The organism is uncultured Nevskia sp., assembly GCF_903885465.1.
GTDB lineage: Bacteria > Pseudomonadota > Gammaproteobacteria > Nevskiales > Nevskiaceae > Nevskia.
On record NZ_CAISIQ010000106.1, the window covers coordinates 1 to 12,232 of the forward strand.

11 protein-coding genes are annotated in these 12,232 nt (G+C 64.0%); 6 read left to right on the plus strand and 5 right to left on the minus strand.

The window, feature by feature from the left end; translation table 11 throughout:
* Positions 1-218 precede the first annotated feature (218 nt).
* The 3 genes from phaR to queF form a co-directional block, all read right to left on the minus strand.
* Entirely contained in the window at positions 219-710 is a 492-nt protein-coding gene (gene phaR, locus QZY06_RS03955; protein WP_295680473.1) for a polyhydroxyalkanoate synthesis repressor PhaR, read from the minus strand.
* Between the two features lie 83 nt (positions 711-793).
* Positions 794-1,705 (minus strand): tRNA glutamyl-Q(34) synthetase GluQRS, encoded by a 912-nt coding sequence (gluQRS, locus tag QZY06_RS03960; protein WP_295680475.1) that lies wholly within the window; start codon positions 1,703-1,705, stop codon positions 794-796.
* A gap of 120 nt (positions 1,706-1,825) precedes the next feature.
* On the minus strand, positions 1,826-2,251 hold the full coding sequence (gene queF / locus QZY06_RS03965; RefSeq protein ID WP_295680478.1) for a preQ(1) synthase: 426 nt from the start codon (positions 2,249-2,251) through the stop codon (positions 1,826-1,828).
* Between the two features lie 155 nt (positions 2,252-2,406).
* On the opposite strand from queF, the gene smc reads away from it, so the two are divergent.
* The 4 genes from smc to QZY06_RS03985 all read left to right on the plus strand — a co-directional run bounded on the left by smc (position 2,407) and on the right by QZY06_RS03985 (position 9,984).
* The gene (smc, locus tag QZY06_RS03970; RefSeq protein WP_295680481.1) at positions 2,407-5,964 is read left to right on the plus strand and encodes a chromosome segregation protein SMC; all 3,558 of its coding nucleotides are present in this window, start codon (positions 2,407-2,409) and stop codon (positions 5,962-5,964) included.
* A gap of 55 nt (positions 5,965-6,019) precedes the next feature.
* Positions 6,020-6,784 (plus strand): cell division protein ZipA C-terminal FtsZ-binding domain-containing protein, encoded by a 765-nt coding sequence (locus QZY06_RS03975; protein ID WP_295680484.1) that lies wholly within the window; start codon positions 6,020-6,022, stop codon positions 6,782-6,784.
* Positions 6,777-8,891 (plus strand): NAD-dependent DNA ligase LigA, encoded by a 2,115-nt coding sequence (gene ligA / locus QZY06_RS03980; protein ID WP_295680487.1) that lies wholly within the window; start codon positions 6,777-6,779, stop codon positions 8,889-8,891. The genes QZY06_RS03975 and ligA overlap by 8 nt, the downstream gene beginning before the upstream one ends.
* 100 nt (positions 8,892-8,991) lie before the next feature.
* Positions 8,992-9,984 carry a hypothetical protein gene (locus tag QZY06_RS03985; RefSeq protein ID WP_295680490.1) on the plus strand — a complete coding sequence of 331 codons (993 nt, stop codon included), beginning with the start codon at positions 8,992-8,994 and terminating at the stop codon, positions 9,982-9,984.
* On the opposite strand, the gene QZY06_RS03990 is transcribed toward QZY06_RS03985, so the two are convergent.
* Together QZY06_RS03990 and QZY06_RS03995 are read right to left on the minus strand one after the other, a co-directional pair.
* Positions 9,981-10,253, minus strand: a complete 273-nt coding sequence (locus tag QZY06_RS03990) for a BolA family transcriptional regulator (protein ID WP_295680494.1) — start codon at positions 10,251-10,253, stop codon at positions 9,981-9,983. The two genes, QZY06_RS03985 and QZY06_RS03990, sit on opposite strands and share 4 nt — an antisense overlap.
* Positions 10,237-10,782 (minus strand): septation protein A, encoded by a 546-nt coding sequence (locus QZY06_RS03995; RefSeq protein ID WP_295680497.1) that lies wholly within the window; start codon positions 10,780-10,782, stop codon positions 10,237-10,239. Before QZY06_RS03995 ends, QZY06_RS03990 begins: the two co-directional genes overlap by 17 nt.
* Positions 10,783-10,937: 155 nt before the next feature.
* Between QZY06_RS03995 and QZY06_RS04000 the strand changes: the two genes are divergently transcribed.
* Entirely contained in the window at positions 10,938-11,573 is a 636-nt protein-coding gene (locus QZY06_RS04000; protein ID WP_295680501.1) for an L-threonylcarbamoyladenylate synthase, read from the plus strand.
* Between the two features lie 39 nt (positions 11,574-11,612).
* Positions 11,613-12,232, plus strand: a 620-nt coding sequence (locus QZY06_RS04005) for a site-2 protease family protein (protein WP_295680503.1), incomplete at its 3' end; no start/stop codon positions are given.

Below are 12,232 nucleotides of genomic sequence, written 5' to 3' on the forward strand. Positions count from 1 at the left end.
AGACATTCACAGCGCAGGTAATACTTGGACTTGGGTGCGCCGTCTTGTTGCTTGATCGTTGTTGCAGTGCACTATAAATTTTTGATTGCGCCTTGTCAAATCAGATCGAGATCATTAAATATATCTAAATCATATAGTTAACAATGGTGATCAATAATTTTGACGGAAGTGTCAAAAATTTCTGCCTAATTTCCGGAATGATTAACCAGTACTGCTGATTAATCCCCAAGTTCCGTGCCACCCTTCCTGACTGCCTTTGCACGCGTCAGGTTCTTCAGGAACTCCTTGCGAACGGTGCGCCAGATCGGCACCTGACGTTCCGCCAGATCCTTGAGGCGCTGCACGGGCTGCTGAGCCTGGCCGAGCAGTTCCTTCAGTTGCTCGCTGAAGTTGGTCTGCTGCTGCAAGAACAACTGCAGCGACATTTCCAGATAGCGGCTGATGCTCGGCTGCATCGGATCGCCATAGAAACGAATGATGTGGGTCAGCAGCTCCGAGCTGAAGATCGGATTGCCGCCTTCTTCCTGCTCCGAAATCACCTGCAGCAGGATGCTGCGCGTGATGTCGTCCTTGGTGCGCTTGTCCTCGACCCGAAACCTGACGTTGCTCAGGACCAGTTGCCGCACTTCCTCAAGCGTGATGTAGCGACTGACATTGGTGTCGTACAGGCGACGATTCGGATATTTCTTGATGACGCGAATATCGTTCATGCGGTTCACTATGTTGCGGTGCGCCAAGAATGCCAGACTATGCCGCATAGCACCATGAAGTCCCTGTAGTGCCGATTACCGGTTCAGGCGGGCAGGTCGAGGCGTCTTGGAATCAGCGCCGGATTCCAGTTTCGGACCGCCAGACGCAGAATTTCGTCGATTCTTCCGTGCCAGTCCGCCGCGAAGGCACTCTGGCCGAGCAGGGTCAGCGCCCGGATCAGGTTCTGCGCGGCGTTCTTCGAAGCGATCGGCAGCGCATGGTTCTGCTTGCTGAGCTTGAGCCCGCTGCTGTCGAGCAGCACCGGCACATGCAAATATGCAGGGATCGGGATCCCGAAATGCTGCAGCAGATACTGCTGCCGCAGGCTCGATCCGATCAGGTCAGCGCCGCGAACCAGGGCGCTGATGCGCTGCTCGCGTTCGTCGATCACCGACGCAAGCTGGTAGCCGATCAGGCCATCAGCACGGCGGATCATGAAATCGCCAATGTCCCGCTGCAGGTCTCGGCTGATCGTGCCGTGCAGGCGATCGTTCAGCGAAATCACGCCATCGGGCATCCGCAAGCGCCAGCTTCCAGAGCCTTGGTGACCGGCACGCGAGCAGATTCCCGCGTAGACCGGCCCATCGATTCCCGAGTGCGAGGTTTCGGCAAGCCGGGCGCGCGTGCAGGTGCAGAGATAGCAAAGGCCGTCGACGCGCAGTTGGTCAAATGCCGCTTCGTATTCGGCCGTGTGCCGGGACTGATAGCGGACCTCTTCGTCCCAGCGCAGCCCATGCGCTTCCAGCTGACGCAGGATCGTGTCGGCATGTTCAGGACGGCAGCGTGGCGCATCGAGGTCGTCGATCCGGATCAGCCAGCGACCGCCCGCGTGCCGCGCATCCAGGTAACCGGCGAGCGCGGTGCTCAGCGAACCGAGATGCAGCGGCCCCGATGGCGTCGGGGCGAAGCGTCCGCGATAAGGGCGTTGCTCCGCCGCGCTGATGGAATCAAGCATGTCCCGACGCCCCCCGGCAACGATCAGGAATGGCCCGAGCAAATTTCGTGCGCGGTAGCCGCCTCAGTGACCGCATTGGCGGCCTCTGAATGCGCGTCAAATCACAATCCGAAGTCCGCCTCAATGACCCTGGAAGCCCTGCCACATCGCCGGCGGCAGCTGTACGGTATCGGCGAAGGTCGGTGCCCAGTCCGGTGCCCGGTGCTCGGCGACCACATGGGTGTAGATGCCGCCACGCACGTACCAGTCGGCGGTCACGCGCATGAAGCGGGGCTGGGTCACGGCGACCAGATCGTCGAGGATCTTGTTGGTCACTGCCTCGTGGAACGCGCCTTCATCGCGATAGCTCCACAGATACAGCTTCAGCGATTTCAGTTCGACGCACAGCGCCTCGGGAATGTATTCGAGGTACAGCGTCCCGAAATCCGGTTGGCCGGTTTTCGGGCACAGGCAGGTGAATTCCGGCATCCGCATGCGGATCACGAAGTCACGGCCCGGGTTCGGGTTGGGGAAATTTTCCAGCGCTTTCGAAGGCTTGGTCGACATTGTTGAAGAGGAGGTTAGGAAGCTGAGGCGGCTATTGTCGCAAATGACGCCCCTGGTAAACGGCCACCGAACTGCAAAATGGCTGTCATCCCTTAAACTGTCGGTTATTCGCGGCGGGCTCAGCTCCGTCCAGCCCCCTGCAAAGCCCACCGTACATGCGTCTATCCGGAATCAAACTCGCCGGGTTCAAATCCTTTGTCGACCCGACCAGCCTGCCGCTGCCGTCCAGGTTGACCTCGGTCGTCGGGCCAAACGGCTGCGGCAAATCGAACCTGATCGACGCCGTGCGCTGGGTGCTGGGCGAAGCCAGCATCAAGAACCTGCGCGGCGCGGACTCCGAGGACGTGATCTTCAACGGCTCGCGTTCGCGCAAGCCGGCCGGGCGGGCGAGTGTCGAACTGACCTTCGACAACAGCGACTTCCAGGTTACCGGCCCGTTTGCCGCTTACGCCGAGCTGGCGGTCAAACGCGAACTGACTCGCGATGGCGGCAGCCAGTACTACTTGAACGGCAGCAAGTGCCTGAAGCGCGACGTCACCGATCTGTTTCTCGGCACCGGCCTCGGCGGCAAGAACCAGTACGCGATCATCGAGCAGGGCATGGTGTCGCGGATGGTCGAGGCCAAGCCCGAGGAACTGCGTCAGCTGCTCGAGGAAGCGGCCGGCATCTCCAAGTACAAGGAGCGCCGCCGGGAAACCGAGTCGCGAATCAAGCAGACGCGGGAAAATCTGAGCCGACTCAACGATCTGCAAGGCGAACTTCGTGCCCGCATCGAAGTGCTGGCGAAGCAGGCTGCGAACGCCGAGAAGTACAAGCAATACAAGGACGAGGAACGCCGTCTTAAAGCCGAGGTGCTGCTGCTGAGGCTGCGCGCGCTCGAAGCCCAGGCGATGGCGCAGGAAGCGTCGATCGCCAGCCTCGACGAGGCTTTGGAGATCGCCCGCGCCGCTGTGGTGTCGGCTGAGGAAGCACGGGACGTTGCCGACACCCGCCTCCGCGAAGCCGGCAACCTGCTCAATGCCGAACAGGCGCAGGTCTACGAGGCCGAAAGCGCACTGGCCCGGCACGAACAGAATCTGGCCCATGCCCGCGAACTGAAGAATCTCCGCGTTCGCGAGCTGGAACAGCTTGAAGGCCAGCTTTTCGAGCTGACCCGTCGTCGCGATCAGGAACAACTGCGTCATCAATCGCTGACCCAGGCCGCGACTGCCGCTCAGGCCCGCGCCGAGGAAGCCGAAGCCCGCGAAGCCCAGCAGCAGGAATTGCTGGCCGGTGCTGAATCGCGCGTCTCCGAAGAGCAGAGCCGCTGGGAATCGTTCTCGCAGCGTTCGCAGGCGCCGATGCTCGCCGCCGAAGGCGAGCGAGTCCGCGTGCAGAGCCAGGAACGGGCGCTGGTGCAGACCGAGGAACGCCTGCGCCGGATGACCGGCGAGCGCGGCGCACTCGATGGCACGCCGATCCGCGATTCTCTGGCCGAAGTCGATATCGAACTCGCCGAGCTCGAAGACGAGTTGAGCGAAGCGCAAGCCCGCTTGCAGACCGCCGATGCCGAATTGCAGGCAGCGCGCGAGCAGCGCACCACGGTCGAAACCGGCCTCCACGAAGCGCGGCAAGCGCTGCAAAGCGCGCGGGGTCGCCAGGCCTCGCTGGAAACGCTGCAGCAAGCAGCCTTGCGCGAGGATGACGCCGATCTCGGTCATTGGCTGCGCAGCAATGGCTGGGCCAATCTGCCGCGTTTGAATGCGGCGCTGCAGGTCGATACTGGCTGGGAAGCGGCGGTCGAACATGTGCTGAGTGGCTTGCTGCAGGCGCCGCTGCTGCCGGAATGGCAGGGGCAGCGCGTGCCGGCCGGCCCCAAATCTGGCGCGACGCTGTTGCATGCCGAGGCGGGTTTTCCGGGAACGGAAGGCACCTTGGCGGCCAGAGTCAGCGGCCCGGCCGCTGTGATCGACTGGCTGTCCGGCATTCGCGCGGCATCGTCGATCGAGGAAGCCGAGCGGATCGCTGCAAGCTTAAGCGCCGGCGAATCGGTGATCACCGCCGATGGCGTCTGGCGCGGCCGCGCCTGGGTGCGTTATCCGAAGCTCGATCCGCAGCACAGTGGCGTCATCGCCCGCGGCCTGCTGCTGAAGCAGCTCAAGGCTTCGGTCGAAGAACTGACGGGCACCGTACGCACCGGCGAACAGCAGCTCACGGAGATGAATACCCGCCGCGTGCAGCTCGACAACGAGCGCCGCGGCGTCGCGGCCAGGCTCGATCAGACGCGCAGCCGGCATGGTCAGCGTCTGGCGCATCGGCAAGCGCAGGCGGTGCGGCTGGAGCAGACCGAAAGCCGCATTCGTCAGCTGTCGCAGGAACTCGAACTGCTCAGCGCCCAGCGCGAGCAGCAGGCCGAAGAACTGGCCGAAGCGCGTGCCCGCCTCGGCGATCTCGAAGACACCGCCGAACAGTTGCGCAACGAACGCGCAGAACGCAGCCGCGTGCTGTCTGTCAGCCGCGATGCGCTGACTCAGGCGCGCGCCGCCGTGCAGCAGGCGTCGGTACAGCGGGGCCAGGCGCAAGTTCATCTGGCCGGCCAGAACAGCGCGCTGGCGGCGGTCAATCAATCGCTGCATTCCCTGGCCGAACAGCGCGAAGCGCTCGAACAGGCGCTGAGCTCGCGGCGTGTCGCTGGCGAAGAACTCGATGCACCGATCGTCGCCAAGACCGCCGAAGTTGAAGCCTCCCGCGCCGCCGTTGGCGAAGCGCGCAATCGCCTGCGGATTGCCCGTGACGCACTGACTGCCGCCGAAACCCTGCAGGCGGAAAATCTGCGGGCGCTGCGTGCTGCCGAATCGCGCAAGGAAGCCGCACAGGAACGGTTGCAGAACGCGCGTCTGGAATTCGAGAACCTGCGCGCCCGTCGCGAAGTGGCAGAAGGCCAGTTCGCGGAAAGCGGCTTCAGCCGTGAGGAACTGGCCGAAGACCTGATTCCGGATGCCAACGGCAATCTGCCGCTCGAACTCTGGGAAGAAAAGCTCGGCGCGATCGGCCGGCGCATCGACCGTCTTGGCGCGATCAATCTCGCGGCGATCCAGGAGCTGGAAGAGGGCCGCGAGCGCGAGGCCTACATCAGCACCCAGCACGCCGATGTCAGCGATGCGCTGGCAACGCTCGAAGACGCGATGGCTCAGCTCGATCGCGAAACCACCGATCGCTTCAAGACCACGTTCGATCAGGTCAACGAGATCTTCAAAGCGCGCTTTCCGCAGTTGTTCGGCGGTGGCGAGGCCTATCTCGAGTTGACAGGCGAAGCGCCGGAAGGCGAAACCGCGACGGTGCTGAACCGTGGCGTGAAGGTCATGGCGCGGCCGCCCGGCAAGCGCAATTCGACGATTCAGCTGCTCTCAGGCGGTGAAAAGGCGATGACCGCGGTGGCGCTGCTGCTGGCGCTGTTCCAGCTCAACCCGGCGCCGTTCTGCCTGATGGACGAAGTCGACGCGCCGCTCGACGATGCCAACGTCGGCCGCTTCTGCGAAGTGGTGCGGGAAATGTCGCAGGGCGTTCAATTCATTATCATTACCCACAACAAAATCACGATGGAGCTGGCCGAGCACCTTCATGGCGTGACGATGCAGGAGCCGGGCGTGTCGCGCCTGGTCAGCGTCGATGTGCAGCAGGCCGTGGCATTGGCCGGCACGCCGGAAGAAGCAGCGGAAGCACCGGCCGTTTGAGGCTTGGTGCGGGGTCAGCGGCCGTTGAAATGCTTCGGGGTCTAAAGGCGAAACGATGAGTCCATTGCAGTGGGCGTTGCTGATTTTCGCGGTGATCGCCGTCATCGCGATCTACGTTCTGTCGCGCCGCGACCGCCGGGCGATGAACGCCGATAGCGACATTCCCAGTACCGGCACGCCGGTGCGCGAGCGCCAGCTCGATATCTTCGGGGCGGAAGGCCAGCAGTTCGACGAGTTCGGTGTCGGCAAGGCGCGCAGAGTCGAACCGCGCTTCGGCGAATCCGCTGCGGATGAGGCGGCGCCGATCGTGCCGGCGCGCGGCCCGAGCTTCGGCACGCCGAAAACGGTTCCCGTTACTCCGCCAGCTCCCGCGCCGGCGGTGACGCCCGCGAAGCCGGTGATGCCCGGTCCGCAGAAGATCGTGTCCTTGCTGATCGCGCAACGCGAAGGGCAGGCGATCCTCGGCCACGAGCTGCACGAAGCGCTCGAAGACCAGAAGCTGGAATACGGCGCGCGCCAGATTTATCACCGCCTGCTCGGCGCTGATGCCGTGTTCAGCGTCGCCAGCCTGCTGAAGCCAGGACATCTCGATCCGGCCGCCGCCGGCACCTTCGCGACCCCAGGCCTGACCCTGTTCATGGTGCTGCCCGGCCCGGTGCGGGCACCGGACGCGATCCGCGACATGATCGGCACCGCCGAAAAGCTGGCGCGTGCACTGAACGCCGAAGTGTTCGACGCCAAGAAGCAGCCGTTCTCGCCGTCCTCGGCGCGGGCACTGCAGCAGGAAGTCGAAGCCTGGGCGCGCAGTCACGGTGTCTGAGAAGACTTCGGCGGCGAAGCGTGCCGCCGAGCTTCGGCAGCAGCTTGAGCAGGCCAACCATCGCTATTACGTACTCGATGCGCCCGAAATTTCGGACGCCGAGTACGACCAGCTGTTCAGCGAGCTGCAGCAGCTGGAAGCTGCGAACCCCGAACTGAAGACGCCGGACTCGCCGACCCAGCGAGTCGGCGGCGCGCCTTCGCCGATGTTCGCCGCGGTTCGTCATCGCCAGCCGATGCTGAGTCTGCGCAAGGCCGCGATCGATCTGAAGGCCGAAGGACCCGAGCTGCAGCACGCCGAACTGATCGACTTCGATCGCCGCGTTCGTGAAGTACTGCTGAAGGCGAAGGTCGATTACATCGCCGAGCCGAAGCTGGACGGCCTCGCCGTGTCGCTGATCTACGAGCACGGCGTGCTGGTGCAGGGCGCGACGCGCGGCGATGGCGAGACCGGCGAAGACATCACCCAGAACCTCCGTACCATCCGCAGCTTGCCGCTGCGCCTGCGTGGCGAGGTGCCGCCGCTGGTCGAAGTGCGCGGCGAAGTTTTCCTGCCGCTGGCCGGCTTCCAGAAGATGGTTCGCGATGCCGAGGCTCGCGGCGAGAAGCCGCCGGTCAATCCGCGCAATGCAGCGGCCGGCAGCTTGCGGCAGCTCGAATCGGTAATCACCGCGAAGCGGCCGCTGGCGTTCTACGCCTACGGCACCGGCGTTTCCGAAGGCTGGCAGCAGCCTGCTCGCCATCGCGATGTACTCGATCAGCTCAAGACCTGGGGCTTTCCGGTTTCCGAGCTGATCGAGCCGGTGACTGGTGCGGAAGGCTGTCTCGCGTACTTCGAAGCGATCGGCAAGAAGCGCGCGAGCCTGCCGTTCGATATCGACGGTGTCGTCTTCAAGCTCGACGATCTCGCCGGCCGCAACGAACTTGGCTCTGTATCGCGCGAGCCGCGCTGGGCGGTCGCCTACAAGTTCCCGGCCGAGGAAGCGGAAACAACGCTGCTGGGCGTCGATTTTCAAGTAGGTCGCACCGGCGCAGTCACTCCGGTCGCGCGCTTGGAGCCGAAGTTTGTTGGGGGCGCGATGGTCAGTAACGCGACCTTGCATAACATGGATGAAATCCTGCGCAAGGATGTTCGAGTAGGAGACACGGTCACGATTCGACGGGCGGGGGATGTGATTCCCGAGGTTGTCGGCGTTGTGATTCGTAGTGATGCAGAACGCAGTGCACACGAAGCGCGGGCGTTGGTGAAGTTGCTGGATGAATGCCCAGTCTGCGGCGGTGCCGTAGCGAAAGAGGAAGGCGAAGCGATTGCCCGTTGCACCAACGGCCTGTCCTGCCGCGCGCAGTTGCATGGCGCGCTGATCCATTTCGTGTCGCGCAAGGCGATCGACATCGACGGCCTCGGCGAAAAACTGCTGGCGCTGGTGATCGACGCACTCGACGTACGCACGCCGGCCGACATCTATCTGAAGCTCGATGCCGCGAAGCTCGCCGTGCTCGAACGCATGGGCGAGAAATCGGCCGAGAATCTCGTCAAGGCGATCGACGCCAGCCGCGACACCACCTTCGGCCGCTTCCTGTTCGCGCTCGGTATTCCGGTGGTCGGCGAGACCACGGCGCGCGATCTGGCGCAGCACTACGGCAGCCTGGAAGCGCTGCTGGCAGCGGCCGAAGCGGATCTCGCCACCGAGCACGCCGAGAAGAAAAAAGAGCGGTTTCCGCTACTGCAATCGGTGCCTGATGTCGGCCCGACGGTCGCCGCGTCGATCGCCCATTTCTTTGCCGAGCCACGCAATCGCGCGGTGATCGACACGTTGGTCAAGCTGCGTGAAGACGGCGGCGCCGGCATCCACTGGCCTGCGCCGAAAGCCGCCGCAGAAGGTGCGTTGACCGGCAAGACCCTGGTCATCACCGGTACTTTGCCTGGCCTGAGTCGCGAAGAAGCCGCCGCGTTGATCGAAGCGAATGGCGGCAAGGTCACCGGCAGCGTGTCGGCGAAAACCGACTTCCTGCTCGCTGGAGAAGCTGCAGGATCGAAGCTCGCGAAAGCCGAAAAGCTCGGCGTGCCGGTGCTCGATCTGGCGGCGCTGCGCGGACTCATCGGCTAGCGCCATGACCGGATCACGCAAGTTCGGGATCGGCTTGTGTGTATTCCGACTGCTGGCTGCAGGGCTGTTGTCCTGGGCTTGTCTTCAGCATTGGCCCAGCTTGTCCGCGAATGCCGAACTCGATGCGCTGGCCGATTACGATCCGCTTGCCGGCGCCGAAGCCGAACGCGCCGCCGGACATTTCAGCGAAGCCTTGATGATCATCGACGCTGGTCTGGAGACTGGTGACGTCGATAAGCGGCCAGCCCTGCTGGCCGCGCAGACGCAGATCATTGCCGAGCGCGATGCGGTGCTGCGCAGGCTGACCGAAGCCGGACGCGGTGCGCTGACCGGGCAGGGCGACAGCACCGAAGCCCTTGCCGGTGCGGTGGCGGCCGATCTCCTAGTGATCGGCGATGTCCGCGATCTGCTGATCCAGGGCGCGAAAGCGCTGCGCGGCGAGGACAGCGACGAGGTGATCGTTGCGCTATCGGCGCTCGGTCTGGCGACGACCATCGCGCCCGGTGCCGATGCCGGCGTGGCCTTGATGAAGTTCGCGCGCCGCGCCGGCGCGCTCAGCGAGACGTTCGCGAAAACCCTGCTGCGTCTGGGGCGTCGTGCTTTCGAGACTGGCAAGACCGATGAACTGCTGGCCGTCGCTGGAGATGTGTCGCGGCTATCCGAACGCGCGCGCCCGGCAGCGGCACTACGCATCCTGCGGCCGATCGATGATCCGCAGATGCTCAATCGCGTCGCCAATCTGGCCGAGCGTCCGGGCGGCACCCTGGCGCTGTGGCTGAGTCCGGCTCGGTCAACGGCCTGGCTGAAAGCGAGTGCCGATGCGGGTGAACTGGCTGGCGAGCGTTGGCTGCTGAAAGCCGCGCGCAAGGGCGAAGCCGGAATCGAATTCCTGGGACGTCGCGCTGCCGATCTGCTGCGGCCGCATCCGCTGCTGGGGTTGATCAAGGCCTTCTGGAGCGGCCATCTGCCAGCCTTGTTGAGCAATCTGCTCGATGAACAGGCGGTGTTGCTGACCGGCGCGGTGCTTGCCTGGCTGCTGTTCGAATGCCTGCGTCTGGGCTGGCTACTACGTCGGCAGGAAACGCCGGTTTAGCTGCCGACTTCCTCGGGCGCCTTGGCGACGATAGACAGCGCGTGGATGTCGCCCTTCATCTGATCGGCCAGCGCTTCGTAGACCATCCGGTGCCGGCCGATCAGCGAGCGGCCGGAGAACTTCGCCGACACGATGAACACCCGGTAGTGACCGCCGCCCTTCGCGCCGACATGGCCCGCGTGGCGATGGCTGTCGTCCTCGATTTCCAGCTGCGACGGCGCCAGCGAGGCTTCGAGCGTCTTGCGGATGTTGTCAACGCGCAGGGGCATCGGGATCGACCATGTAGCGGGACAGGAACGGGATGTGGGCGAGCATGAACACCAACATCAGCCCGGTGAAGCCAAACACCTTGACCTTCACCCAGACCGCTTCGCTGAAGTTCATCGCCACATAGATGTTGAGCACGGCGCAGAACGCGAAGAACAGCGCCCAGGCCAGATTGAGCTTGCGCCACAGCGGTTCGGGCAGCACCAGATTTTTCTGCGGGATGCGCTGCATCAGCACCTTGTCGCCGATAACGTGACTGCCGAGCAGGGCCAGTGCGAAGGCGCCGTAGATCGCCGTCGGCTTGAACAGAATGAATTTCGGATCGCGGAACCACAGCGTCAAGCCGCCGAGGACCGCAGCAACGAGCGCCGTGGCCAGCTGCAGCTTCGGCACCTTCTTCGTGCGCAGCCAGGTCACTGCCACCATCACCAGCAGCGCTGCGATCAGCACGGCGGTGGCCGTGAACAGGTCGTACAGCTTGTAGGCCGCGAAGAACAGGATCGCGGGAATCAGGTCGAGCACAGCATTCATGTCAGCGGCAGGTTCCTGCATCGAATCGTTGGCGGCCTGCGGATCGTCGATCCCCAGGCTTCGGATGGCCGGATTATAGCCACGCCGGTCTTTGCATCACGGGGACTGATTGCTGCAGTCAACGATCCGCCATCCGGGCATGGGACAATGGCGGCATGGCTTCCGAATGGCTTGAACTACATCCGATTGATCCTCAGCGCCGCTGGCTGCAGCGAGCGGCGGACCGTGTCCGCCAGGGCGCGGTGATCGCCTATCCAACCGACTCCTGCTACGCCTTCGGCTGCCGCCTCGGCGACAAGGATGCTGCAGAGCGCATCCGCGGCCTGCGCGAATTCGATCGCCAGCACCAGTTCACCCTGGTCTGTCGCGATCTGTCCGAGATCGCCACCTACGCCAAGGTCGACAACTGGCAGTACCGGCTGCTGAAGCAGCTGACGCCGGGCCCGTACACCTTCGTGCTCGAAGCGACCAAGGAACTGCCGCGCCGGGTGATGCACGAGAAGCGCAAGACCATCGGCATCCGCATTCCGGAACACAAGGTCACCCAGGCGCTGCTGGAACTGCTCGGCGAGCCGATCCTCAGCTGCACCTTGCAATGGCCGGACGCCGAACAGCCGGTCGACGATCTGGACGACGATCGCGCCCGTCTTGAGCGTTCGGTGGATCTGGTCCTCGACGCCGGCACCTGCGGCGTCACCCCGACCACGGTGATCGATCTCACCGGCGAAGCGCCTGTGCTGATCCGCCAGGGGCGTGGCGACGTGTCGGCGCTGGGCCTCGAAGAAAGCTGAGCGGGCAGGCGGCGCGCGTGGCACCGGTATAATCGGCCGATGGAATCCCTGACTCTTTTTCAGCGACTGGCTGTGTCGCTGCTGCCGCTGGTGCTCGCCCTCACCGTTCGCGAAATCGTCCGTGGCCGCATGGCGCTGGCGCTGGGCGACAACACGGCGAAGCAGCAAGGCCGCCTCAGCCTCAATCCGCTCGCCCATGTCGACCCGATCGGCACGCTATTGCTGCCCGGCGTGTTCATCGCGCTGAGCAGCGCCGGCCTTGGCGGTCTTCTGATCGGCTGGGCCAAGTTCATCCCGATTTCCGAGCGCAATTTCCGCAATCCGCGCAGCGGTGCGGTGAAGGTCGCCGCTGCCGGTTTGCTGTCGAATCTGGTGATGGCGGTGCTCTGGGCGGTGGTGCTGAAGATCTCCGTCGGCATGCCGGGTTCCAGCGAAGGCGTCTGGCTCGGCATCGGCACCATGGCCAATCTCGGCATCATGTTCAACGTCAGTTTTTTCGTGCTGAACCTGCTGCCGCTGCCGCCGTTCGATGTCGGCCGCATGCTGCTGGTGACGCTGCCGCCGAAGCAGTCGATCGCGTTGGAGAAGCTGCAGCCGTACACCTTCCTGATCATCCTGGCGCTGGCCGTGCTCGGCGTGCTGGGCGTGATCATCGCGCC